The sequence below is a fragment of the Ruminococcus sp. zg-924 genome, from assembly GCF_024433635.1.
GTDB lineage: Bacteria > Bacillota > Clostridia > Oscillospirales > Acutalibacteraceae > UBA7067.
In genome coordinates this window covers 117,374-143,142 of the sequence record NZ_WNJZ01000004.1, presented here as the reverse complement: position 1 = coordinate 143,142, position 25,769 = coordinate 117,374, and the positions used below count along the sequence as shown (strand labels likewise).

The 25,769-nt window shown below is 42.9% G+C and carries 17 protein-coding genes; 7 read left to right on the top strand and 10 right to left on the bottom strand.

The genetic code is table 11. The annotated features are described in order from the left end of the window. Positions 1-448: 448 nt before the first annotated feature. Complete coding sequence (sleB, locus tag GMA13_RS03260; protein ID WP_255882909.1) at positions 449-1,105, top strand: spore cortex-lytic enzyme; 657 nt, start codon at positions 449-451, stop codon at positions 1,103-1,105. An 88-nt stretch (positions 1,106-1,193) separates the two neighbouring features. On the opposite strand, the gene GMA13_RS03255 is transcribed toward sleB, so the two are convergent. Continuing rightward, positions 1,194-2,021 (bottom strand): pyridoxamine kinase, encoded by an 828-nt coding sequence (locus GMA13_RS03255; protein ID WP_255882908.1) that lies wholly within the window; start codon positions 2,019-2,021, stop codon positions 1,194-1,196. Then, on the bottom strand, positions 2,014-3,900 hold the full coding sequence (locus GMA13_RS03250; RefSeq protein WP_255882907.1) for a glycoside hydrolase family 13 protein: 1,887 nt from the start codon (positions 3,898-3,900) through the stop codon (positions 2,014-2,016). The genes GMA13_RS03255 and GMA13_RS03250 overlap by 8 nt, the downstream gene beginning before the upstream one ends. A 236-nt stretch (positions 3,901-4,136) precedes the next feature. Between GMA13_RS03250 and GMA13_RS03245 the strand changes: the two genes are divergently transcribed. The 4 genes from GMA13_RS03245 to GMA13_RS03230 all read left to right on the top strand — a co-directional run bounded on the left by GMA13_RS03245 (position 4,137) and on the right by GMA13_RS03230 (position 8,196). Continuing rightward, positions 4,137-5,285 carry a hypothetical protein gene (locus tag GMA13_RS03245; protein WP_255882906.1) on the top strand — a complete coding sequence of 383 codons (1,149 nt, stop codon included), beginning with the start codon at positions 4,137-4,139 and terminating at the stop codon, positions 5,283-5,285. A 109-nt stretch (positions 5,286-5,394) separates the two neighbouring features. Next, positions 5,395-6,321: an AEC family transporter gene (locus tag GMA13_RS03240; RefSeq protein WP_255882905.1), complete on the top strand. Its 927-nt coding sequence runs from the start codon at positions 5,395-5,397 to the stop codon at positions 6,319-6,321. 10 nt (positions 6,322-6,331) lie between these two features. Then, entirely contained in the window at positions 6,332-7,555 is a 1,224-nt protein-coding gene (gene nagZ / locus GMA13_RS03235) for a beta-N-acetylhexosaminidase (protein ID WP_255882904.1), read from the top strand. 122 nt (positions 7,556-7,677) lie between these two features. Beyond that, complete coding sequence (locus GMA13_RS03230) at positions 7,678-8,196, top strand: hypothetical protein (RefSeq protein WP_255882903.1); 519 nt, start codon at positions 7,678-7,680, stop codon at positions 8,194-8,196. A 153-nt stretch (positions 8,197-8,349) separates the two neighbouring features. Here GMA13_RS03230 and GMA13_RS03225 read toward each other — a convergent pair whose 3' ends face one another. Beyond that, on the bottom strand, positions 8,350-9,648 hold the full coding sequence (locus tag GMA13_RS03225) for an O-acetylhomoserine aminocarboxypropyltransferase/cysteine synthase family protein (protein ID WP_255882902.1): 1,299 nt from the start codon (positions 9,646-9,648) through the stop codon (positions 8,350-8,352). A 358-nt stretch (positions 9,649-10,006) separates the two neighbouring features. Between GMA13_RS03225 and GMA13_RS03220 the strand changes: the two genes are divergently transcribed. Then, on the top strand, positions 10,007-10,762 hold the full coding sequence (locus GMA13_RS03220; protein WP_255882901.1) for a ThiF family adenylyltransferase: 756 nt from the start codon (positions 10,007-10,009) through the stop codon (positions 10,760-10,762). Between the two features lie 58 nt (positions 10,763-10,820). Here GMA13_RS03220 and epsC read toward each other — a convergent pair whose 3' ends face one another. The 3 genes from epsC to proB all read right to left on the bottom strand — a co-directional run bounded on the left by epsC (position 10,821) and on the right by proB (position 13,922). Next, a complete protein-coding gene (gene epsC / locus GMA13_RS03215; protein WP_255882900.1) occupies positions 10,821-11,762 on the bottom strand; it encodes a serine O-acetyltransferase EpsC in 942 nt (313 codons plus the stop codon). A gap of 100 nt (positions 11,763-11,862) precedes the next feature. Continuing rightward, on the bottom strand, positions 11,863-13,107 hold the full coding sequence (locus GMA13_RS03210; RefSeq protein ID WP_255882899.1) for a glutamate-5-semialdehyde dehydrogenase: 1,245 nt from the start codon (positions 13,105-13,107) through the stop codon (positions 11,863-11,865). Positions 13,108-13,136: 29 nt separating this feature from the next. Then, positions 13,137-13,922, bottom strand: a complete 786-nt coding sequence (proB, locus tag GMA13_RS03205) for a glutamate 5-kinase (RefSeq protein WP_255882898.1) — start codon at positions 13,920-13,922, stop codon at positions 13,137-13,139. Between the two features lie 692 nt (positions 13,923-14,614). On the opposite strand from proB, the gene asnB reads away from it, so the two are divergent. Further along, positions 14,615-16,468 carry an asparagine synthase (glutamine-hydrolyzing) gene (gene asnB, locus GMA13_RS03200; protein WP_255882897.1) on the top strand — a complete coding sequence of 618 codons (1,854 nt, stop codon included), beginning with the start codon at positions 14,615-14,617 and terminating at the stop codon, positions 16,466-16,468. Positions 16,469-16,560: 92 nt separating this feature from the next. Here asnB and GMA13_RS03195 read toward each other — a convergent pair whose 3' ends face one another. The 4 genes from GMA13_RS03195 to GMA13_RS03180 all read right to left on the bottom strand — a co-directional run bounded on the left by GMA13_RS03195 (position 16,561) and on the right by GMA13_RS03180 (position 25,707). Continuing rightward, positions 16,561-17,379, bottom strand: a complete 819-nt coding sequence (locus GMA13_RS03195) for a class C sortase (RefSeq protein ID WP_255882896.1) — start codon at positions 17,377-17,379, stop codon at positions 16,561-16,563. Beyond that, entirely contained in the window at positions 17,318-18,385 is a 1,068-nt protein-coding gene (locus tag GMA13_RS03190) for a class C sortase (protein WP_255882895.1), read from the bottom strand. The genes GMA13_RS03195 and GMA13_RS03190 overlap by 62 nt, the downstream gene beginning before the upstream one ends. A gap of 357 nt (positions 18,386-18,742) precedes the next feature. Beyond that, on the bottom strand, positions 18,743-20,650 hold the full coding sequence (locus tag GMA13_RS03185; RefSeq protein WP_255910429.1) for a SpaH/EbpB family LPXTG-anchored major pilin: 1,908 nt from the start codon (positions 20,648-20,650) through the stop codon (positions 18,743-18,745). Positions 20,651-20,814: 164 nt separating this feature from the next. Further along, entirely contained in the window at positions 20,815-25,707 is a 4,893-nt protein-coding gene (locus GMA13_RS03180) for a starch-binding protein (protein WP_255882893.1), read from the bottom strand. Between the last annotated feature and the right edge of the window lie 62 nt (positions 25,708-25,769).

The window sequence follows — 25,769 nt, the reverse complement described above, 5'->3', positions numbered from 1 at the left end:
TAATTTTGAGTAAACTCAAATTAATTACGGGTTAATTGATTGCGTTGTTTAATTTTCAAGGTCCTGTTCTGAACACAAGATTTTGCGATTCCCAAGCCGTTTTTTACAACTTTTTGTGTTGCTCTCGGCCTGCTCATCTCTCAAGCTCAGTGAGATTAATTATATCACTCTCATTCGCTTCTGTCAAGACTTTTTTTGGAATTTTTTATGCTTTTTTCAAGCTTTTCTCTTTCCCTCTCGCCTCTCTTGCGACAGCTTCACTATTATATCAACCCTCAACTCAATTGTCAAGCCTTTTTTCATTATTTTTTTGTTTTTTCGACCTTTTTCTTGTATTCCTCTGCATTATGCAGTAAACACCGCTTTTGTCTGTTCTTAAGCTTCTTTTCCTGTATAATTTTCTCATTTTGAGAAACAATTTTTATATCTTTTAAGGTCGGTGATTATAATGAAAAGAAAACGCCTACTCGCAATTTTTTTGCTACTGTCCTTTACAGTTTCATTCTTTGCTGTTTTTTCTGCTTCTGCCTTATCAAAGCAAGGGATCCAAGGCGAAGAGGTCACAGCTATCCAGACAAAACTCCAGGAGTTAGGCTACTACAACGGCAAAATTGACGGTATATTTGGCTCCGGCACCAAAGAAGCACTTGTAAGCTTTCAACGTGACAACGCTCTTTCATCTGACGGAATTGCCGGCGCAAAAACCCTCAAGGCTCTCGGAATTACTCAGAACAACAGAAACGGCGAATTCAGCCAAAGCGAAATAGCTCTGCTGGCACGAATAATATCCGCTGAAAGCCGAGGAGAGCCGTACGAGGGTCAGGTTGCGGTTGGCGCTGTCATACTTAACCGCATATCACACCCGTCCTTTCCTAATACTCTTGCCGGAGTTATATATCAACCCGGAGCTTTCTCATGCCTTAACGACGGGCAGGTAAATGAGGCCGTTGCCCAAAGTGCAGAACGTGCCGCAAGGGACGCTATGAACGGCTGGGACCCAACGGGCGGTGCTATTTACTATTTTAATCCGAATACCGCAACAAGTAAATGGATATTGTCACGCCCTGTTATCACCGTTATTGGCTCGCACAGGTTCTGTTCATAGTCTTAACATTCAGCAAAAAACGACCTCCAAAAGTTAGTTTTTGGTCTAACTTTTGGAGGTCGGGTCGCTTAAGGCGGTTAACTAATTTCTAATATAAATCAAGCTTTATAAGCTTTTCAAAGCAAATGCCGTTTTCCGGCGGTATTTCAAGCTCGTCAGATATTCTTCCCGCTTTTTCAATAAGCCTTACCGCCTTAAGCACAGCGTCTCTGAGTGTTTCGCCGTTTACAACAGCCGCCGCAACTACGGACGAAAACACGTCGCCCGTTCCGGCACGCTCTATGCCCTGCTTAAGCGAGCTGACAAAGCAATAACCTTCCCCCGAATATATAAGGTTAGAAATTACATTGTCTTTCGATATTCCGGTTACAACAACATTCTTCGAGCCGTTCCCACAAAGCTGTGCTGCCATTTTTATAATCTGATCTCTCGACAAATCACGGCTGTACGGCGTATCGGTAAGAAAGCAAAGCTCGGTAAGGTTCGGCGTTACTATGTCCGCCAGAGCCGCAAGCTTTTTAAGCTCTTTTCTCATCTCATCGGTACAGGTTGAGTAAAGCACGCCGTTATCACCCATAACAGGGTCAACAATCAGTCGGGTATTTTCGCCTTTAAACCTACTAATAAAGTTAATTACTATGTCAACCTGTTTGGCAGAGCCTAAAAAGCCTGAATAGATTCCATCAAAGCCAAGCTCTAAAAGCTCCCAGTTCTTTGTGAATTCCTGCATTTTATCAGTGTAATCATCAAAGAAATAGCTTTCATAAGCAGTATGGTTTGAAAAAATTGCAGTAGGCAGACAGCAGCACTGTATTCCAAATGATGAAACTATCGGCAGGCTAACAGTTAGCGAACATCTGCCGAAACCGGAAAAATCGTTGATTACAGCGAGTTTCTTCTGCTTACCCTTATACATATTGATGCGTTATCTCCACGAAGGCACAGCCCTGAGCAGGAATCAGCAGCTTGCCGTCAACAATTTTTGTTCCGGCAAGAGGCGTGCCGTTTCTGTATCCCGGAGGAATGTTTATAGCAGCGTCCTTCTCGTCTGTATTAAATGCACAGAAGAGAGCGGTTTCCTTATCGTGGCGAATATACGAAAGCTGCTTTCCTGTTGAAAAAGCATTTACTATTTCACCGCCGTCAAGCGCAGAGCAGTTCTTTCTGATTTTGCCAAGAGTCTTGTACCATTCGAGCAAATCCTTGTCCTCATCTCCCCAAGGGAAGCATCCACGGTTAAATGGGTCACGGTAGCCCTCCATTCCAACCTCGTCGCCGTAATACACGCACGGGAATCCGGGCAGAGTATACTGGATGCCGACAGCAATTTTCAAAAGCTTGATTCCTCTTTTTCTCTGCTGAGGCGTGAGCTTTGTTTTTGCCTGCCATTCTCTGCCATTTCCGCCCATAGGCTCACCTGCAATTACGGTGAGAATTCTTTCTGTATCGTGAGTGCCTAAAAGATTCATAAGAACATCCAAAACAGGCTTCGGGTAGTTCTCAACAATTGACATTATTCTGTCCATAATATTCTCTGCGTCAGCGCCCATAACATAGTCAATTATTGCCGAACGGAACGGGTAATTCATAACGCTGTCGAGCTGATTGCCGAGAAGGAATTTTCTTCTTCCGCCGTAGCTTTCCTTTGTTGAAGCGTCCTCCCAAACCTCGCCTATAACCATCGCCTCGGGGTCCTCCGCCTTAACAGCATTGCGCAGATTTTCAATAAAGCCATCGGGAAGCTCATCTGCCACATCAAGACGCCAGCCGCTGTTGCCTGCTTTTATCCATTTGCGAACAATGCCGTTTTCGCCGTTTATATACTCGTTAAACTCTTCGCCAAGCTCGTTCACCTCCGGCAGGGTATAGAAACCCCACCAAGAATTATACTGGTTAGGCCACTGAATAAAGTTGTACCAACTGTAATATGGTGATTCCTTTGAATTGTATGCACCAAGCGTATTGTACCTGCCTGAACGGTTGAAATACACACTGTCACTTCCGGTGTGGCTGAACACGCCGTCATTTATAACCCTCATTCCACGCTTTTTCGCTTCAGCGCACAGCTCCTTAAAATCCTCCTCTGTACCGAGAATCGGGTCGATTTTGCTGTAATCACCTGTGTCGTAGCGGTGGTTTGAGTACGCCTCAAAAATCGGGTTCAGATATATACAGGTTACGCCCAGCTCCTCCAAATAGTCAAGCTTCTGTGTAATTCCCTTGAGGTCGCCCATAAAGAAGTCAGAGTTTGTAATCTCGCCATTTTTGTTCGGTCTCCATTCCGGCATTTCTCCCCACGTTTTGCGCAAAGTTTTATCCGGATATATATTCTTCTTCATCTCGCCCGAAAAATTAAATCTGTCAGGGAATATCTGATACATTACGCCGCCTCTGGCCCACTTTGGTGTTTCAAATCCTTTTTTATAGCAGGTAATCTGCCATGAGGTTGCTCCCGGTGAACGCTCAATAATCGACTTCTGCTTCGGTCCGGCAGGATTTACAAACCTGTCGCCCTCGTTTGTCTTCAGTCTGAAGCAATGCCAATAAAGACCGATTTGGTCGGGCTTGAAGTGACAATCCCACATTTCGTGATCCTCGCCGTACATTCCGCACCAGAACATACTGCGGAATGAAAAATCGGGCTGTGTGTCGCTCTTTATCATAACCTGAGCACAGTAACAGCCGAGGCTTCTCGGCAGTATTATGGTAAAGTGAATGTCGGTTCCCTCTTCTACTGCTCCCATCGGATTTCTGTAGAAAGTACTTCTCGGATCATAAATGTTGTTAATATTCAACTTCCTCATCTCCTGTTTTGTTTGATTTACTATACATTTTTATACCTCAATAGTAAGATTATACCCTAACACCCTTCTATTTTCAAGCAAAACAACCAACTTTGACTAAGATTAGCTCTCAATTTTCGACAATAGATAGCAAAATATATTTTTTATTCTCACAACAGCAAATCACATCTTGTTTTTTTTCTGTTCTTATTATAATATAGTAGTATAACATTATGGAGGTATGAATTATGAACCCATTCAACCAGGCATATGGCGGATATGCCCAAACATCATCTTCTCCGTCTGCGCATCTTTGCGAATTTCTGAAAAAGCCAATAATCTTTGTAATCGGTCTTTTTTCATCAACAAGCGCTCTTCTTGTGTTAATCGGCGGCATTATTATTTCAAGTATAATAGGTACGCTTTTTGACAGCTTAAAAAATTACGCATATATGTCAGACCCGAATGAGAGAATAGGATTCAACTTTATAGGTTCCTTTTTACAAACATATATTATAGCTTTAGTTGTCATCAGCGTAGCGTTGACTCTGCTTGGGGCCATTCCTTACATTATTATGTACTTCAGGAGCAGGGGCGGCAAAAAACCGACAGGTGCAGTGACAATACTTCAGGTTGTGTCGATAATTAACTTGATAGGCGCTTGCTTTGCGACACTGTCTGTTTTTATGAATCTGACTCTTCTTACTTCTTTCTCCTCTATGTTTTCCGATATTTCACGCTACTCAAGCGTTCCGGACACCGCACAAGCAGCGGCCGACATTGCAAGCGTTACTATGATAATATATTCCATTGTTATGGCTGTTTACGTAGGTCTTAATCTTGCATATACCATAAACAAGGTCAGACTTGCATTTAGTGCAAAGGGAATTCTTAAGGACAGAGAATCAAAGCTTAAGGGAATTAGTTTTGTAGGTGTAATGAACGTAATTACGGCTATCTTCGAGGTTATCTCCACTATTTCTGTTATATTTATCACTATTATGATTATCTGCAACCCCGATATCGCAAGTGCAACTGCGAACTACCACGGAACAAGTGTAAATATACAGACCGATATTATTTCTTCTTTGATTGCTGTACTTATAGTTTTTTGCGTAGCTTCTGCACTTGAGTGTGTAACAACAATATCGAAAGCGATTGCCTCCTTTGGTGCAAAGCGCCATATGAGCACACTTCCGCCGATGCAGACGCCGACAAACTACTACAATGACGGCTATTCAAATTTTGACAACAACAGCTTCAACCCGTATCAAAACGGATTCCAGTCTCCAAACAGCACAGGACAGTACGGCAACCCGTACTCAAGTCCTTATGGCGGAGCTGAGACAAGCTACGGCAACCCATACACAAACGACAACGGCGGCGGCAGCTGCTAAGCAGAAAAGTAAATACAAATTACTTAACGGGGCAGCGTAGGCTGTCCCTGTTTTGCAAATAATACAATTATTGATGTTTAAAAAATTTGGAAAAAGGAAAAGTGATTTTATGCTGCAAAATTTTCTTACCGTAGGTCAGCAGGTGCTTATCATTTTTATACTGATTGCAGTCGGCTTCATCTGCGGCAAGACAAAGCTTATTAAAGAGGATGGCGCTCAGTGCATAACAAATATTGTGTTATACGCCGTAACACCCTGCCTTATGATTGAAGCATTCCAACGAGAATTTGACCCGTCTATGCTTTTTAATCTTGCAATAGTTGTTATTGCTGCATTTGCCGTGCATATTATTTCTATATTAATAGCAAAGCTTGCTATACATGACAAGGATAAGTCACGGGAAACGGTTCTGCGGTTTTCAGTCATTTTTTCTAACTGCGGCTTTATGTGTCTGCCCCTTGAGGAAGCGCTTCTCGGCAGTGAAGGAGTTTTCTACGGCGGAGCGTTTGTCGCTGTGTTCAATATAATGGTATGGACATACGGTCTTGTCGCTATGAGCGGCGACAAAAAACAGCTTTCAATCAAAAAGCTTGCGCTCAACCCCGGAATAATGGGTGTGCTTATTGGTCTTACATTCTTCCTGCTTTCAGTAAAGCTGCCTGACATAGTAATGGCACCGATAAGCCTTTTGTCTGACCTCAACACACCTCTGCCTATGCTCGTTATCGGATACTACCTTTACAAGTCGAGCATTAAGGATGCTTTGTGCGATAAAAAGTCATATCTTGCAATAGCACTCCGTCTTGTAGTAATACCTATACTGAGCCTTGCTATTCTCTACCTGTGCGGAATAAGAGGAACGCTCCTGCTTTCCACAGTTATCGCTGCATCTGCGCCTGTGGCGGCAACAACAACAATGTTTGCAACCAAATTCAACAAATCGGTTGCCGTATCAGTGAACCTTGTTTCTCTGTCAACAATCTTTTCTATTATAACAATGTCGGCAATAGTCGGCTTTGCACAAACCATATCATAAGGAGACGCAAATGAAGAAACACATTATAAAACCCACAATATCAGCAGTATTAATTGCGCTGACACTCTCTTTGACATCCTGCTCTATTTGCAGCGGCAGTGAAGAAAGCAAACCTTTTAACGCTCCGATTGAAGCTCCAACCGAAGCACCAACACAAAGTGCCGAGGAAATAATCCTTGAAAAAATGACCCTTGAGCAAAAGGCAGCTCAAACGATTGTAGCCGGACTTTCAGGCACTGAGGTTGATGATGAGTTTAAAGCGCTTGCACAGCGAGGCATCGGCGGAGCTATTCTATTCAGTGCAAATATAACAGACTCAGCCCAGCTTGTTAATCTTACAAATCAAATAAAAGCCTGCTCAGACGAAATCCCGATTATTACCGCAATGGACGAAGAGGGCGGACGTGTTACAAGACTGCCCGACAATGTTCTTAGTATGCCGTCTGCGTATTCAATAGCACAACAAGGAAGCGCAGAATATGCAAACCGAGCCGGACAAAATCTTGGCAATCAGATAAAAGCCTTCGGTCTGTTCACAGGCTTCTCACCTGTTCTTGATATATGGTCAAATCCGGACAACACAGTTATCGGCGACCGTGCATACGGCACAACCGCAGACGAGGTATGCACATACGGTATTGAAGCACTCAAGGGCATTATGTCAACAGGAACAATAGCCGTTGCAAAGCACTTTCCAGGTCACGGCGACACAGACGTTGACTCTCACAACAGTCTGCCCGTTGTAACAAAAACAAAGGCTGAGCTTGAGCAAATGGAGCTTAAGCCGTTCAAGTCGGCGATAGAAAACGATATTCCGGGAATTATGGCGGCTCATATTCTGTGCAGCGAGCTTGACCCTGACAATCCTGCGAGCCTCTCAAAGGCAATTGTCACAGACCTGCTCAAGGGCGAGCTTGGCTTTGACGGAGTTGTATTCACCGATGATTTGACAATGGGCGCAATATCAGAACAATACACAGCCGACCAAGCAGCGGTAAAGGCACTTAACGCAGGCTGCGATATGTTGCTTGTTTGCTTTGAGTATGAAAACGCCAACAACACTATTGACGCAATCATATCGGCAGTAAACAGCGGAGAGCTGAGCGAGGAAAGACTTGACGATGCAGTTTTGCGAATACTCGCAATGAAAAATAAGTACGACGTAAACGCAAAGCAAATTGTCACGCCCGATATTGAAGCGATAAACGAAAAAACGAATGAGTTTTTGCAATAAAGATATCTTTTTAGGTATTTTTAAAATATTTGGGTTTTACTGATTCATTTTTTCTGATAATGTGCTATAATAGCCATAATAAATAACCTTATTAAAAAATTAAAAAAAACAGAGGATGTATAATGAAGAAAAGAATAACCGCACTTTTGATTGGTGCTTTGCTGGTTGTCAGCGCAATGGCAGGCTGCTCAAACGGCAACAGCTCAAGCGAAAACAGCTCAAACGAAAACAGCAATACAAGCCAAAGCACAGCGTCAGACCTTACCGCAAAAATGCAGGACATAACAAAGGAGCTTGACAAGAGCAAAGACGCAACCTCAGTTGATATGGAAACACTCAACAGCTTTTTCCGCTCAATTGCAGGCACTAAATTTAAGATTTGCGGCAAAGCGTCAAGCTATAAATGCCAAAACTACAACGGCTACCGGATTGCAACCGTAACCCTCACAAACAACGGAATTAAGTACATAATCAGCCTTAAGGACGCAGACGATTCCATCAAGGACGGCGACTACCTTGAGGTTGAGGGTAAAATCGGTACAAGCCTTTCAGACGATACAACAAGCGGCAGAGGCTCGTTCAATCTATCAAACTGTGTAATAACCGCAAGAGGCGACGAGGTTAAGAAGAACGTAAAATAAGCAAACTTTTCACAGAAAGGGGCTGCCACAAATGAGCAAAGTCATTAGTGGCAGCCCCATATCTTTTCTATCAAAACAGCTCCCCTGACTGTATATATCAAGGGAGCTGTTCTTATTATTGTGAAATATACAGGAAAAAGAGTAACAGCGTTATTATTTTACTGCGTCAAATGCCTCTTGCAGGTCAAAAAGAATATCATCAATATGCTCTGTGCCAATTGAAAGTCTTATCGTGTTCGGCTTTATACCTTGCTCGGCAAGCTCAGACTCATTGAGCTGAGAATGTGTTGTTGAAGCCGGATGAATTGCAAGCGACTTAACGTCGGCAACATTTGCAAGCAGCGAGAACACCTGTAAGTTATCAATAAACTTCTTGGCTGTTTCCTCGTTACCCTTTATCTCAAAAGTAAAGATTGAGCCGCCGCCGTTTGGAAAATACTCGTCATAAAGAGCCTTATACGGTGAGCTTGGCAGTGACGGGTGGTTTACGCTTTCAACCTGCGGATGATTCGCAAGAAACTCAACAACCTTTTTTGTGTTTTCAGCGTGTCGCTCAACTCTCAGTGAAAGTGTTTCAAGACCCTGAAGGAAGATAAATGCGTGGAACGGCGAAATCGTTGCGCCTGTATCTCTAAGCAGGATTGCTCTGATATAAGTCACCGCTGCTGCACCCGGAGCCGCAGCAGTGAATACTGCGCCGTGATATGACGGGTTTGGCTCGCTAAACTGTGGGAATTTGCCGGATGCCGCCCAATCAAACTTGCCGCTTTCGATGATAACGCCGCCGATAGCAGTGCCGTGACCGCCAATGAACTTTGTAGCAGAGTGAACAACAATATCTGCGCCGTACTCAATAGGTCTTAAAAGATAAGGTGTTGCAAATGTGCTGTCAACAACAAGCGGAATGTTGTGTGCGTGTGCAATATCAGCAACTTTTTTGATATCAATAATATTTGAGTTCGGATTGCCGAGTGTTTCAATGTAGAGTGCCTTTGTGTTTTCCTTTATTGCATTTTCAAATGCGCCGTCCTCATCAGGGTCAACAAATGTTGTTGTAATTCCGTAATCCGGAAGAGTATGCTCAAGCAGGTTATATGTGCCGCCGTAGATTGTCTTAGCGGCTACAATGTTGTCGCCTGCCTTAGCAAGAGCCTGTATTGTATAAGATACAGCCGCCGCACCCGATGCAACCGCAAGAGCCGCCGAGCCGCCCTCAAGAGCCGCTATTCTACGCTCGAAAACGTCCTGGGTAGGGTTTGTAAGTCTGCCATAGATATTTCCTGCGTCACGAAGAGCAAAGCGGTCTGCCGCATGCTCGCTGTTGTGGAAAACGTAAGAGGTAGTCGCATAAATCGGAACTGCTCTTGCGTCTGTTACCGGGTCGGCGCTTTCCTGTCCTACGTGAAGCTGCAATGTTTCAAAATGTAATTTTCTCTCGTTTAATTTGCTCATTATATTTACCTCGTTTCAATTTCAGAATTTAATACATTTTAACAGTTTGCATCAGTTCGGCATATTAAGCCGATTATAAATCAGCCGCACATTCGCCCGTTTCTGAAATTTCTTCTCAGCAAGGTTGTAAATAATACATTCATTACATAACCCCCTAAGCCAATTCCTATATATCCTATATTTCCTACTCGTTTAGTATGCATTGATTATATCATCATATTTTTGTTCTGTCAACACCTTTTCTAAAGTTTTGTTACTCCGCATTAACACCTTGACAAAGCAAGGTTTTCAGAGTATTATACTCACTAATCTTATAGGTATTGTGCAAGTGATAATTATTTATATTCGGAGGATGGCTATGAATCTATTTTCAAGGACGCAGCTTCTATACGGAAAAGAAGCAATGGACAGGCTCAGGCAATCAAGGGTTGCGGTGTTTGGCATAGGCGGTGTTGGCGGCTATACCGTTGAGGCGCTTGTCAGAAGCGGCATAGGAGCCGTTGATTTGATTGACGATGACAAGGTATGCCCCTCAAACATAAACCGCCAGATTTACGCAACAACCAAAACAATCGGTCGCTACAAGGTTGACGTAGCCGCTGAGCGGATTGCAGACATCAACCCTGATGCAGTTGTAAAAACATACAAGACATTCTACACCCCCGAAACCTCCTCACAATTCGACTTTACTCAGTATGACTATATAGTTGACGCTATCGACACCGTAACAGGCAAGATAGAGCTTGTAATGCAAGCCGCTAAAGCCGGAGTGCCGATAATAAGCTCAATGGGCGCAGGCAACAAGCTTGACCCCACAGCCTTTGAGGTCAGCGACATTTTCAAAACCTCGGTTTGCCCTCTTGCAAGAGTTATGCGAAACGAGCTTAAAAAACGAGGAATCAAACGGCTGAAGGTGGTTTATTCCAAAGAAAAGCCGCTTACACCTATTGATGATACAGAAACAGACAGCGAGTGTACATTAGAGGAAAGCACACACATAAAACGCCGCCAAACTCCGGGCAGCACAGCGTTTGTACCTTCAGTTGTCGGTCTAATTATAGCAGGTGAGATAATCAATGATATAACAAGCAGTGCCTTTCGGGGCAGCGAATAATGCGACAAAAAACGGGTCATCGTTCGTGATGACCCGTAAATTTTATTCTGTATCAAGTTTATATTACCCAGTCCCAAAACTCACCGTTTTCAGCGTCCTTCGGTCGGCTGAAACTAAACTGCAATTCAGGGTTTTTAACGCTTACCTTCATTCCCTCTGATACGGAATTTACAATAAACGCATTGCCGCCGATTGTTGCGCCGTTTCCGATTACTGTTTCTCCGCCGAGAATTGTCGTTCCCGAATAAATTGTTACGTTGTCGCCGATTGTCGGGTGTCTTTTTACGCCTTTAAGCTGCTGTCCCTTTCTTGTTGACAGCGCACCAAGGGTAACACCCTGATAAATCTTAACGTTGTCACCGATAATTGTTGTTTCGCCGATTACAATTCCCGTTCCGTGGTCGATAAAGAAATACTTTCCTATTGTAGCTCCGGGGTGAATATCTATACCCGTAATGCTGTGTGCATATTCTGTCATCATTCTCGGTATCATAGGAACACCAAGCAGCAAAAGCTCATGCGCTATTCTGTAAACGGTAACGGCAAATACACCGGGGTAAGAGAAAATTACCTCGTCGGTGCTGTATGCGGCAGGGTCGCCGTCAAAGGCGGCTTGAATATCAGTACTTAGATAATCACGCAGCACCGGAAGCCTTAGAAGGAATTTATCAACAATCTCCTGCGCCTCTTTCATAACAAGAGAACGTCCGCAATCCTCGCATACCTCACGATTTCCAAGAGCCTTGGCAATCTGTTTTTTCAGGTGACTCTGAACAAACTCAAGCCTTTGCCCCACAAGGAACTTTATATACTCCGAGCTTACCTTGTCGGTATCGAAGTAACCCGGGAAAAGGAGCTTTCTTATCTCCTCAAGCACCTTCATAACTATTTCTTTATTAATTATATTGTCAGCGTCAATACGGCTTGTTATCTCATATTTGTCATAGCTTTCCAGCATAACGCCAACAAGCTTATCCATCTTGTTTTCTTTGCTGTTCATAACAAAAAGCAAACTCCTTTCAAACTCACACTATCAATACAACAAGCATATTACAGCATATGCGCCATACCGCATTACTGCGCCGCATAAGACTAAAAGCTTATCTTACCTGTCCGTTGCCGTTAATAATGAACTTCATCGAGGTAAGCTCGTTAAGACCCATAGGACCTCTTGCGTGAAGCTTCTGGGTTGAAATGCCAATTTCTGCGCCCAAGCCGAACTCGCCGCCGTCTGTAAAGCGGGTTGAAGCGTTTACATACACAGCCGCACTGTCAACTCCTGCGGTAAATATCCTGGAATTCTCGTAATTCTCGGTCACAATACATTCACTGTGACCGCTTGAATATTTTGCAATATGGTCCATTGCTTCGTTCAGACTGTCAACAACCCTGATTGCAAGCTTTAAGTCAAGATACTCGGTGTACCAGTCGTCCTCAGTCGCCAAAATAACGCTGTCGCCAAGGATTTCCCTTGTTTTTTCACATCCGTGAATTTCAACACCCTTTTCATCAAGCCTTGCTTTGATAATCGGCAGAGCTTTTTCAGCAACAGCACTGTGAACCAATACTGTTTCAATAGCGTTGCACACTGACGGACGAGACGTCTTTGCGTTGAAAATAATATCAGCCGCCATTTCAATATTTGCACTTTCGTCAACATAAACGTGGCAGTTGCCAACGCCTGTTTCTATGACCGGAACCTTTGAATTCTCAACAACAGCCCTTATCAGTCCTGCTCCGCCTCTTGGAATAAGCACATCAAGATAATCGCTTAAGCCCATCATCTCAATTGATGACTGACGGTTTGTGTCCTCAACAAGCTGAATTGCATCCTCAGGTAAGCCTGTCGACTTAACTGCGCCTCTCATTATTGCGGCTATACTCTTGTTTGAGTTTATAGCCTCCTTGCCGCCTCTTAAAATAACAGCGCTGCCTGCCTTAAGGCACAGTGCCGCTGCGTCTGCCGTAACATTCGGACGAGCCTCAAAGATAATGCCGATAACACCCATCGGTACACGTACCTTTCTAAGCTCAAGTCCGTTTGCAAGCACCTTGCCGCTGAGTATTTCGCCAATTGGGTCAGGCAGTGCGGCAACCTGCTCACAGCCAAGAGCCATGCCGTCTATTCTTGCGTCTGTCAGCATAAGTCTGTCGATTAAAGACTCAGACAAGCCTGCTTTTCTGCCGTTTTCAATATCAACGGCATTAGCCGCCTTTATAGCCTCTCTTTCGTTTCTCAGGGCATTTGCAATAGCTAAAAGTGCATCATCCTTCTTTTTTCCTGCAACGGCAAGTATACGGCTTGCCACTTTTGCATTTGCGCCCATTTGTTCGAGTATGGTCATCTATATCATCCTTTCGCTAATTTTTACGCTTACTTTTGCGGAGCAAAGGTTGTGCCCACACACTTATTATCAATCAAATCGTAAAGATTTTCAGGTCTTGAGCCGTTTACTATGCTGCACGTTATTCCTGCGTTTGTTGCGTGCAGAGCCGCACTCAGCTTTGTTTTCATTCCGCCTGTCCCTCTGTTAGAGCCTGCTCCGTCCGCCGCCATTTCAAATATTTTATCATCAATTTTCGGAATTTCCGTTATCAGCCTTGCGTCGGCAAACTCCTTCGGGTTTCTATCGTAAAGACCGTCAATGTCCGACAGTATAATAAGTCTATCCGCCTTAATCATTGAGGCAACCATTGCGGAAAGCATATCGTTATCGCCAAAATTATCGCCCGGAAGCTCATCAATAGCTACGGTATCATTTTCATTTACTATTGGAAGTATGTTCATATCAAACAGAGTTTCAACAGTATTAATAACATTGTTCTGCTTGTGCTGTGTTTCTACAACGTGCTTTGTCAGCAGAATCTGAGCAACAGTGTGGTTGTACTCGCCAAAGAACTTATCATACATAAACATCAGCTCGCACTGTCCGACAGCCGCAAGAGCCTGAAGCTGTTTTGTGTCCTTTGGTCTGTTCGGAAGCGACAGCTTGCCCATTCCAACGCCTATGGCGCCGGAGCTAACAAGCAAAACCTTGTTTCCTCTGTTCTGCAAATCGCACAGTATTTTACATAAATTCTCCATACGGCGCAGGTTAAGCCTGCCGTTTTCATATGTAAGGGTCGAGGTGCCGACCTTAATAACAATCTTCTCTCCCATTTACTTTCCTCATTTCACGTTTCTGTATAAGATTTTATCACAATAAATAATGAAAGTAAAGAGCGCAAAGAACCTGTAAATTAGTGTTTAGCAGAGAATATCCTCCTTGTTTAAATAGCTGTGGCAGTACCGCAGGCTCTGACGGAGGGGTTCAGTCTTATTCCTTTGCATTTAGGTTTCATATATCGGGTTACTTGCCATATTCCCTCTCGCTCTAACTTTAATCGAGTGTGCTTTTCGCCCGTTGAGTTTTTTAGCTAAATTCCCATTTTCCGCATAAAACATTTCACTATAATCAACCCACCGATATTCTTAGAATTATTCACAAATCTTTCTTTCAATCTTAACCTTTTATTAATAGCGTATTAACAATTAAATTCTATACTTTAACCGTACTCAAAAGGACGGAGCCGCACCGTCAGAGTACAAATGTTCTACCCTCCTCAATGTACCCCTCAAACTAAAAGTAAGAAAAGGCTCAATCTTCCGCAAGGATTGAGTCTTTTCTGTTTTGTCGGAAACATTATAGGACATTTGAAAAATTTTACATATTATTTTTTAAATAGAGCCAAAGCTTGTCAATTAAAACCTTTCAATAAACTTGAAAGGTTTTTTATATTGTGTTAAAATAATGCGGTATAGATAGTGTGATAATTAATTTACAGATAACAACGCAGTAAGGAGCGGATATTATGTGTGGAATATGCGGATTTACGGGTCAGATTGTTGACAGAGATAACGTAATAGAAAATATGGCGAGGGTTATTACCCACAGAGGCCCTGACAGCGACGGATTTTATAAGGACGATTATGTATCAATGGGCTTCCGCAGACTGAGCATTATTGACCTTGACGCAGGTCATCAGCCTATTTTTAACGAGGACAAGACTTTAGTCATAAACTTTAATGGTGAGATTTACAACTACAAGGAGATAAGGAAAGAGCTTATTGAGCTTGGACACACCTTCTCAACAAATGCCGACACCGAGGTTATTCTTCATGGCTTTGAGCAGTGGCAGGAAAAGGTTTTGGACAAGCTCAGGGGAATGTTCGGCTTTGCAATCTACAACACGGTTGACCACTCCTTATTTATTGCAAGAGATTTCTTTGGCATAAAACCGCTTCACTACACACAGGTTGGCGACCATTTCATATATGCTTCTGAGATTAAAAGCATTTTGCAGTTCCCTGAATTTGAAAAAAAGTTTAATTACAGAACGCTCGACAACTACCTTTCATTTCAATACGCAGTACCGCCTGAAACCTTCTTTGAGGGTGTATACTGCCTGCTGCCGGGACATTACCTTTGGTACAAAAACGGCGAGATAACAACCGAGCGTTACTGGGAGGCTCGCTTTAATCCGGACGAGAGTCTTACAGAGGAAGAGGCAGTTGACAGAATTGAAAAGGTATTTGAAAACTCGGTAAACGCACACAAAATAAGTGACGTTGAGGTTGGCTGTTTCCTTTCAAGCGGTGTTGACTCAAGCTATGTTTCAACCTATTTTGCAGACCAAAAGACCTTTACTGTTGGCTTTGACTTTGGCAAGAGATATAACGAAATCAGCTGGGCTGAAAACCTGTCAAAAAAAATCGGCGTTGACCATTATTCAAAGCTTATTGGTTCTGAAGAATTCTGGGGCAGCGTTAAAAAGGTTCAGTACCATATGGACCAGCCGCTTGCAGACCCTTCGTGCATTGCTTTATACTTCGTTTCAAAGCTTGCAAGCGAGCACGTTAAGGTTGTTCTTTCGGGCGAGGGTGCCGACGAGCTGTTTGGCGGCTACACCTGCTACAATGACCCAAGAGTGTTTAAGGTATATCAGAAAATTGTTCCATACTCAATCAGAAAAGCAATATGCAAACTGATGAAAAAGCTGCCGGACATTAAGGGCAGAGATTACCTTATCAGAGCAACACACCCGCTTGAGGAAAGATTTATTGGAAATGCATATATGTATGACCTTGAAGAGAAAAGACAAATTCTGAAGGACCCGTCAATTGCAACAAACCCTGCTAAGCGCTGCCGTAAATACTACAAGCGTGCTAAGGGCTACGACGACGAAACAAAGATGCAGTACCTTGACATCAATATGTGGATGGTAGGCGATATTCTGCTTAAGGCAGACAGAATGAGCATGGCTAACTCGCTTGAGCTTAGAGTTCCGTTTCTTGACAAGGAGGTATTCAAGGTAGCCTCCACAATCCCGACAAGGCTCAGAGTAAACAAGCATAACACCAAGTATGCTATGCGCCAAGCCGCAATGCGCCATCTGCCGCCGGAAACAGCTCAGAAAAAGAAACTCGGCTTCCCTGTTCCGACAAGAGAGTGGCTTAAGGACGAGAAATACTACAACATTGTCAAGGATATGTTTAACTCCGCCACAGCTAAGAAGTTCTTCAACTCAGAAATGCTCATTGGCTTCCTTGACGAGCATTATCAGCTCAAGGAGGACAACAGCCGCAAGGTATGGACAATTTACATCTTCCTTGTATGGTACAAGATTTATTTCGAGGACGACAAGGTTGACGGTATAGAGGCTTAAAAGAGATATTTACGTAATATAAAACCCGCCGAACAGCGATTGTTCGGCGGGTTTGTGTTTGATATTAAGACAAAAAACATTCATCAATGCCTCTATGCCCGTTCGCAGTAGACTACATAGCGATAATCAGAATAGCCGTATGGGTGGCAGGTTATCAGCGTTAGCATATCCTTGCCTTTTTGGATTTTCACCTTGTCAGACTCGCTTGGTAAAATAACCTCGGTTTTTACAACCTTATATTCAAGCTTCTCCCACAGATTCTTAACGAAAACCGAGTCACCCTCGTTTAGAAAAACAATATTGTCAAACAGCGTCTTGTTTATGACTCCTCTGTGCCCTGCTATAACAGCGTTTGTATTTTTGCCGCCTATGGGAATTGATGTGCCCGTCATCTGTGCTGCGCCATTCCACATATTATAGTCGCTTGCGCCAAGGTAAATTGGCAGATTCAAGTCAATGCTCGGAGCAGTGATATAACCGAAAACGTAATCATACACGCTGTACTGAGCCAAATCAAAGCTCTCCTGTGAGTAGCAGAAGGGGTCTAAGAGAGTCTGTCCTGAGGTGTAAATATCATTGTTGTACTTACGGATATCGCTGTAAAGCTTTGCAAGCAACCTTGGGTCATAATGCTTGTTATTTTTCGCTTCTTCTTCATTCATTAGAGGTGTTTCGGAAGCTTCATCATCATTCTCCGGCACTGTGGGATTACCAATGCTGTCGAGATTATGATTGAATTCGTCTATAACTGCGCTTTGCTGAGCATCGGTAATAAGCTTTGCAATTCCGGGATAGAAGAACACGCCAAGACCCGCAACCAAAAGTGCAACTGACATTATCAGCAGCTTTTTACTTTTCGGCATCCTCTTTTTCTGCGTTGTCTGTGCTGTTTTCTTCTTCTTCTCCTTCATCAGCCTTCCCCTCCGCTATGCGTCTTTTACGCAAACTTCTTCTGATTATTATAACAGCAATGAGTAAAACAATCAACGCTCCAATCGGAATCATAGTCCAAATTACCCACTTAGGAATTTTTATACCCGCTAAGTTCACCTCGTCACTGCCGCCGTCAACTCGCTTTGTAACAACATTGCCCTCAGCGTCGGTAGTTTTGATTGTACCGGATTCATAATCGTCCTCACCGGGCATATATTCAACTCTTGCTCCTCGCACAAGAAGTCTGTGAGAATTAATACCGTAAGGGGTACAGGTCACGAGCGTACACAGGTCCTTGTCACGGTCAATTTGCAGCTGCCTTGTATCGTGTGGCTCGACAACCTCTATCTGGTCAATCTGATAAGCCAAAACCTCATCGAGAATATGAAGGTAAAACTTATCTCCGATATTCAGCTTTTCAAGGTCGGTAAACAGCATATTTCCCGGTACCCCTGTGTGGCCCGTTAAAACGCAGTGTGTTCCTGTGCCGCCAACAGGCAGTGATGTTCCCTTTAAATGCCCAACTCCTTTTTGAAGCTGAGCCTCTGTTGCACCGTGATAGATTGGGCAGGTCAGCGTAATTTCAGGGATTTTTATAAAGCCCATCATATGTTCGTCATTCAAGCTGAGCATTTGGTAGTACTCGTCTACGGTCTTATCCTCCTCAGTAGGCTCGGTTTCGTCCTTTGAGTCAGATGCGTTTTCAAAAGGGTCCTGCAATGTGACTTGCCCAAGTGTTTTATTGTATTCAATAGCAAGCTCCTTTTGAAGGCGCACTTCTGTTTTAGTTAGCTTAGCAACCTGCTGTTCATATTCTGCGACAACGCTTATCTGCTGAAAATAGGATATAACATTTCCCAAAGCAGGATAAAACAGCACGCACACACCGCCAATAAGTAATAAACAGGCAATGATTTTAGTTGTACGAGATGACTTTTTTGATTTTGTAGATTTAGATGATGCGGTTGTTTTTTTGGTTTTCATATTATACCTCAAAATTAATTAAATGAAGCTTTACGGTTTACTTATTATGCCGTTTAATCTGATAGTTTTATATATTCACACAGTGCACACATATCATAATGACTGCGGATTATATGTTCAAAATAGATCTCCGCCGGATAAGCTTAATGAGTAGCAACAAAATTTTATTTGTCGCTATCTAATATAATCGTTTGTTGCTTGTTAAGCCATTTTACAGTCACACATATGGTTGAGTCTCGGCTATTATTATCATAATAATTTGCAAAACAGACAGGGGAAAAATCCCCTGTCTGCCGCAAGCCGCAAAGCGACAATATTAGATTTTTAATTATCCGATTTATAATCTTAAATTACAAATCAAGCTTCCTCTTTCTTAGACTTTCTTGAACGAATGAATAAGAATGCTGCGCCGCCGATGAGAGCAACACCAACAATTGTGAAGATGATTGTACCCATACCACCGGTGAGCGGGAGGTCAGGCTGCTTAACGTTTACAATTGTGTAATCGCCTGCTTCTGCATAAGTTGTAGGTGTAATGTTAACAGTTTTAGCATCTGTAAGAAGCTGATAGCCTGTGTTTGTCTTTATCTCAACGAGCTGATAAGTTGTGCCCTGAGCAAGACCTTTAACAAAAATCTTACCATCTGAATTTGTCTTAACTGTTGCATCTTCATCGGTTACATCTGTTGCTGAAACATCAGCTGCATAATAACCCGCTGTAGGATAAGCAGCAAGAGGCTGTACTCCACCACCTGCAACAGGAGTAACCTTTACATTTTTACCATCAGCTGTCTGAAGCAAAAACTCAACATCTGCCATTGCTGTACCTGTTTCAGAATCAGCTTTCTTAATAATGCTGAAACCGCCTGTTACAGTCTTAGCAGTTGCGCTTGGAGTACCTGTAACATCAAAGCTATTCTTAAATTCAAGTGATGCTGTATTTTCAATATCAGTGTTCGGTACAGCTCTCTCATTAATATGAGTTGCAATTTCAATTGTAAGAACTTTACCCTTGAGCTCAGCAAACTTACCTGCAAAATCAACAGTAACATAACCGTTACCAATTGAAGGTGTAACACCGGTATACTCAGTGCCATCAAGCTTAACTGTTGCAGAATCAATATCAAGTGTAGAAGGAACATTATCAGTTACTTTATATGTCTTATATGTATTAATATCTGCCGGAACAGACGGAGAAATTGTCCAAGTTACTGTTTCGCCCATACCTGCTGTTGCCTTATCAACTGTCTTAAGGATAGTTGGTGTTGTTGAGTTGTCAAGAGTTGCAGCATGTGCAGCAGCAGTACCATTGCCATATGTGAATGTACCAAAGTTATCTGCACTTGCGTTTGTTACAATTGTTGAGTTAGCGTTATTAACAACCTGGAATGGGATTGGTGTTGAGTTAACAGGCAATACAGTGTCATCTGTTAAAGTAATTCCTGATGCCTCAACCCAGCAGTAATTAGCTGTGGCTCCGTCATTATCGTTTGTCGGAAGGCCGTCAACAGCCATTACACCGTCTTTAACACCAACAGTAACTGTTGTGTATTTTTCATCGGTAGTGTTCTTTACTGCTGTTGCAGGAACAGTAGAGGTTGCAAGTGTGTATGTTGCAATAAGTGTGCCTGTTGCATCTGTACCTGCATAGAGCTTAAATACAGGAGCTACTTTTACGTTTGTGTTGTCATAAGCAGCCTGGTTCATTGTTTTTGTAAGCTTTGCGCCTGCAAGTGTTGTGAGGTTCTTCGGGTAAACATAAACTGTGTTAAGCAGTGATTGACCGTCAGCCGAAGTCATCGGAAGAGATACAAGGAATGCTTGTCTTAATGTAACAGCAGCCGGAGATGTTGTTTCAACAACACAATAGATACCAGGATCTGTTGTTTGAATTGTTGTGTGACCGTTTACATCTGTTGCAGCAGACTCAATCTTTGGTGTAGCTTCATCAAGATATATTGCAGCAGCATCTTCTAATGAAGGAGCAGCTGCGTTCCAGTCAGCAACCTTAGCCATTGTGAACTTAACGCCGGCTAAAGGAGTCTTACCTGAAGGTGCGTCAGCAGTAGTACCTGTTAAAGTACTGTCTGTACCAGTAACTACATCGTAGTTTGAGCCGTCGCCCTTAACATCATACTTTGTAATATCCAAAGTAAATGTTCCTGTCGGGTCAGCTGCGTTTACTGTGATTGCAAGACCTGCTAAAGCAGAAACTGCGAGCAAGAGAGCAAGCACAATACTCGTGATTTTCTTTGTGATTTTCATTTTAGAAATCACCCTTTCTTTAAAAATAAATAATATTTTAATTTCCACGAAAAATTAAAAACGTTGTTATAAGCCGATTATCTCGGCGGTTATGCAAAATCCCTCCGGCAGCTATGCCGCCGGAAAAGATATTTTGCATTACTTAGTTAATTCTTTATCGCCACTTATCTGCGGTGCAACATCTGCTTTGCAAGAGCAATAAGATTACTCTTCCTGCGATAGAGAACGTATGCTGTGCCTGCACCGATTACAGCTATCGAGCCGAATACATACAGCATTGTAACGCCCACTGCACCTGCATTGGGGAGATCCGGCTGGTCAACATTTACTACCTTTTTATCAGTAAGTGTTACGCCGTTATAGGAAACCGTATACGTGCCGTCGGTTGCAATAGTAACAACAACAGGGTTAGCAAGGAGCTGCTTGCCGTTTACTGTTTTAGTTTCCACAAAGTAATACGTTGTTGCCGCAGTTGTTGAGTAAGCCATTTTCTCAACCTTAACAATGCCGCCACCCGCCGATGTTACTGTTCCATTATCGCCAATAGCAGCACCAACGCCGTTTGTTTTATACTGATTCTCAGCTGTGCAAGCTTCGTCCGTATAGATTTTAAACTGAACGCCGTCAATTCCTACGCCGTTTTGGTCGACCTTAGTAAACTGGACATCAACGCCCTTGGTGAAGTTTTCAAAGGTCGGGGCAGTTTTGCCGTCAACTCCTACCAAGGTTGTGCAAGCAGAATTTGTATAGTAGACAGGAGCTTTAACAGAACCCGCTATAACCTCAATTACTGCATAATAAGCAGTACTATCATAATTATACGGTGATTCGGAAGCTGTTGGATCCTCTGTAATTTTAAAGATGTATTTTGCTACGTACTGATCACTTGGAAGAACAGAGAAATCAGCAAAGGTTACATAACCGTCCTCTGCAACAACTGATTTTGAGTTGTTATATGCCTTTTCTTCTTTAAGAGCATTCAGCTCAGTTTGAGTTTTTGTACCGCCGTCTATATTTCTAACATCTACAAGCTGCGCATTAAAGCTAAAGTCGCTGCCTGAATAAAGCTGGCCGTCAAGAGTCTTTTGCGCACGCAAGCCAGAGCTTGCCGGCTTTTCTTTATTAGTAAATGTTACGCCTGAACCACTATTGCTGATTGTGCCGATTGCAGCAGAGCCGCTTATGGAAGTTGCGCCTGTTATGCTATTCAGCTCATATCCTGCCTTAGCAGTTTCAGAAATTCTGTACTTTGCGCCGACCGGAATATTCATAATTGTCGCTGTCTGGTCAGGACGAATTGAAAGCTTACCACCCTGTGCAGTAAAGGTTCCTGCCGGTACACGGTACTCAAGGTCATAGGTTTGATATGAGTATTTATCTCCGTCACCATCGAGGTCAAGCTCAACAGTAAATTCAAACGGAACTTTGTTCTCACTTTCCGTACCTTGCTCTGTCAACAAGTTCTTATCAAGAGTAAGGTTGGCGGTTTTCAGAATGTTCTCATAGTCTACTGATACTGATGCGCCTTCATTCTCATCGCCTGTGCCGTTTACGAGGTTAACCAAGTTAAATGTCTTTGAAGCGGCTTTTGTCCTTTCAACAAGCTTATTATCCGTCTTGTTATCTACAACCGTCAGATATGTATCATAAGCAAACAGTCCCGGTGTACCCTCGCTGACGCTTATAGAGTCGTTATACTTCAATTCCTTGCCGAAATATGCCCTTTCGTTTTGCTTAAGAGCAAAGCCACCGCTTGAAGTTGTGGTTTTTGTTTCCTTTGTTTTGTCAGCCTTTGTCAAGGCATATGTCTTGTTGCCGTAAGCACTGCCCGCATGATTGAGCGTAAAGCCATACTCGGCGTTTGCAAGTGCATCTTCAACAGCAGTCTCAAGACCGGAATTAATTTGCGGAACCTGAATCACCTTATCCACAAACAACTCGTTCTCAATAGGCTGAATAGAATATGAAACGCTGAGGTTAGAGTCGTTCAAACCACGTTCCATATAGAAAACAGTCATTGTGTGCTTTCTTGACGGGTCAGTGTTGTTGATATTAAAAGTCTTTTCAACTGATGCACCGTTTTTAGCTACATCGGTGTTCTTTCCGCTGCCTGTGTTCAGCTCATAATAAGCCTTATTTGCAGTAGAGCGAACTTGGTTTGTGCCATAACCAAAATCAATGCTGCCCGTTGTCGGCGTATGAGCGCCGCCGAGGTCAAGAACAAGCTGACCGTCAACGAATACCCAAAGGTCATCGTCTCCGGAGTAGTTGAACATTGCGTGGTTGTTACTTGTTTGAGTAGCACTATCTGCATACTTTATATCACCGGTGACCTCAGTGCCAGGCCATGAATTTCCGGTACCACCCCAGTAATAGACACATATTTTACTCCAACTATTACTATTATCTATTACAACATAATAATAATTGTCATCGGAATATGAACCGGGATTACCAAGGGAAGTTTGGTTGGTAGCAGTATAATTTGTTCCATCAGTTTTGTATATCTTTCCTTGAATGTCCGATAATGTAAAATTGTGCTCTGAAGTATTATTTCCCGGATTAATTTGGAAATCCGTATTATCTTTTGGAATAGCTATTTTATAATATTTTCCATCTTTCCATGTGATTTGGGTCGGCCCACTCACTCCTCCACTGCCGTCGCCGTAAACGCCGTTCATTGGAAGAGTAAATTGCATCTCCATTTTAATGCCATAGCCATAGTCACGACCGGTTTCATTGTATCCGCCGTATCCGTTTGCTGTATTGAACGGGAAAATACCGTACTTCTTATTACCAGTATTTTGGTTTTGTATTGCTTTTGACGCATCCGAGCTGTAATTTATCTTTGTTGGACTTCCAGCACTATCCCAATCAAAATAAACATTATCCCAAGATTGTTGTCCGTCAGTAGGATTAGACGAATTGAAGGAATAGGTTGTAACACCTGTGGTTTCGTCTGTATTAGCAACAAACGGGAAGTAAGAATCTACGATTTTAGCGTATTGGGTTTCGGCTGTTGTTGCGCCGCCGGTGGATGTAATACCATCAACAAGCTTTATTCCCGGCGAAGTTGTATTTACCGAAGGATTATCGTTATTCCAATAATGAACGTATACCCCATCGCCGGCTGTCCAGTTATCATCATCTTCAATAACAAGGTAGTAATAGTTAGAGTCTCTGGTGAATCCGCCTTTAGATCCATCGCTAAACTCCGGATATGACGATGTGTTGTTAAATGTTCCTCCTTTTGTTTTGTAAACTGTGCCATCTCCCACACTGCTAAGATTAATTTCATTAGACCAGTTATTATTATTTTTGTTATATTTACACGCTGCCGCTGCTTTTGGTATCGCTATTTTATAGCACCAATTGCCACCGCTTTGTTTTTTACCCCAAACAATTTGCACTGTCGCCGGCTCTGAGCCACCGCCTGAATCGTTCGGCTTTAGCAGGTCGTTATTAAACCACGGAGCATTCAGTGCGCCGCCGCCGACCGTAAGATTACCACTGCTTAGTTGACTATCAACAAGTCCCAATACACTTCGGCTTCTCTCATCATCTGTACCTTTATCCCAGTCACCTGTAAGACCGCCCGAGTTGTTCGCTGCGTAGAAAAGCTGTTCCGTGATTGTCCTGCTGTCTTTTAGCGAGTTGTAGTAGCCGTTTATATAATAGGAACTATCGAAGTCATCACCAAAATAGAGAGGATAGCGCCAAGCGGTATTTGCTTTAGCTTGTTCGTTAATAAGATCATTAAACTTGGATAATTGGCTACGGTACGATGCGTCATAATTAAACGACTGCAAATTCTTTCGCCATCCTGAACTTATTTCATTATTTGATAGATAGTCAAAGTAAGTTGCCTTTACGCCGATAACTTTATCTCCGCCACCGGAGGCAGTGGCTGTGGCGAAATTATTAGTTCCAACCGTGTAATCAACATTTGTTGAACTCTTTCTCAACGCTTTTTCGAGTGTATCCCACTGTCTGTCTGCCTGAATATAGGCACAGTGTGTTGTATCGCCATCATAAATTACGTTGCTTACAGAATAAGATGGGTTAGTTTGTGCATCTGTGAAAGTAAGCTTAGCGCCAACAGGAACCTGTGCTGTAAAAATAAGAGGTATATCAGCGTCGCCGTTTTCATATTTTGTCATACGAACGGTTGTTCTGTACGGATCGTCACCATCATATGTAACATACGCATTTGTCCAATTCGCTGTCGGCTTAAAGTAAATTGTGGTAAGCTCTATTGTATCACCGTATTTACTCCATTTTGCTGTTTTCTCACCTGTTAGGTAAAGGTGGTTTTTACCATCAGCAGCTCTGTTAGCTACAGAAAGCGAAGCAGAGTTTACAACGGCTGTATATTCTGTCCATTTACTAACCGCTGAATTGTAAAGATTACTTGCGCCGGTAGGTGTTTGCAGGTCATCTGTCTGAGAAGCACCGTTGTTGCTAAAGATAATGTTCGGATATCTGCCGGCGTCTACATATGTATAATATATTTTGCTGTTGCCTGAAAGCGTAGTAGTTATCTTATTGCCCGGCCAATTAGCTTCTTTATCTGTACCGCTGGATGTGTTGTTCCAAACGTAGTAGTTGACCTGACCCCAGTTTGAAGAGGTATTATCATACAAAACAAGCGTTTTACCGGCAGGAGCTGCCGCTACTTTTTGGTCAATTTCTGTTTTAATTGCAGTCTTTGTTGAATCAAGGTTTTCAACTACAATACCTGTTGCTCCCGCAGCCTCAGCCGGAGCAGTAACAACAACAGAACCGCCTGATGCCGGAGCAGAAACAGACACAGTCGCCTTTGTTGCCCCTGTACTGTCAACAAAGCGCACCTGCATTGGATCCCTCCAGTAGCTTGCCGCTGAGCTGTCAAGGTGTATTGTAAATTTTTCACCGCCGCTCACAGTAGCGCTTGCCGCCGCACCAACCTCAACTGTTGAAATTGACATTGGCACAAAAACTGAAAGCAATAATATGGCAGCCATCAAAAATGCCGAAAGCCTGCCTAAGAAGCCATGCGTCTTTGCTTTTTTTGTCACTTCTAACATCTCTCCTTTAGATTATTTTGCTCAGTTACCATTATCCCTCGACTATAATAAAG

Bases quoted from the DNA above. Each gene is read 5' to 3' on its own strand.
- sleB (WP_255882909.1), top strand. From the start codon at position 449: ATGAAAAGAAAACGCCTACTCGCAATTTTTTTGCTACTGTCCTTTACA.
- GMA13_RS03255 (WP_255882908.1), bottom strand. From the start codon at position 2,021: ATGTATAAGGGTAAGCAGAAGAAACTCGCTGTAATCAACGATTTTTCC.
- GMA13_RS03245 (WP_255882906.1), top strand. From the start codon at position 4,137: ATGAACCCATTCAACCAGGCATATGGCGGATATGCCCAAACATCATCT.
- GMA13_RS03240 (WP_255882905.1), top strand. From the start codon at position 5,395: ATGCTGCAAAATTTTCTTACCGTAGGTCAGCAGGTGCTTATCATTTTT.
- nagZ (WP_255882904.1), top strand. From the start codon at position 6,332: ATGAAGAAACACATTATAAAACCCACAATATCAGCAGTATTAATTGCG.
- GMA13_RS03230 (WP_255882903.1), top strand. From the start codon at position 7,678: ATGAAGAAAAGAATAACCGCACTTTTGATTGGTGCTTTGCTGGTTGTC.
- GMA13_RS03225 (WP_255882902.1), bottom strand. From the start codon at position 9,648: ATGAGCAAATTAAACGAGAGAAAATTACATTTTGAAACATTGCAGCTT.
- GMA13_RS03220 (WP_255882901.1), top strand. From the start codon at position 10,007: ATGAATCTATTTTCAAGGACGCAGCTTCTATACGGAAAAGAAGCAATG.
- epsC (WP_255882900.1), bottom strand. From the start codon at position 11,762: ATGAACAGCAAAGAAAACAAGATGGATAAGCTTGTTGGCGTTATGCTG.
- GMA13_RS03210 (WP_255882899.1), bottom strand. From the start codon at position 13,107: ATGACCATACTCGAACAAATGGGCGCAAATGCAAAAGTGGCAAGCCGT.
- proB (WP_255882898.1), bottom strand. From the start codon at position 13,922: ATGGGAGAGAAGATTGTTATTAAGGTCGGCACCTCGACCCTTACATAT.
- asnB (WP_255882897.1), top strand. From the start codon at position 14,615: ATGTGTGGAATATGCGGATTTACGGGTCAGATTGTTGACAGAGATAAC.
- GMA13_RS03195 (WP_255882896.1), bottom strand. From the start codon at position 17,379: ATGAAGGAGAAGAAGAAGAAAACAGCACAGACAACGCAGAAAAAGAGG.
- GMA13_RS03190 (WP_255882895.1), bottom strand. From the start codon at position 18,385: ATGAAAACCAAAAAAACAACCGCATCATCTAAATCTACAAAATCAAAA.
- GMA13_RS03185 (WP_255910429.1), bottom strand. From the start codon at position 20,650: ATGAAAATCACAAAGAAAATCACGAGTATTGTGCTTGCTCTCTTGCTC.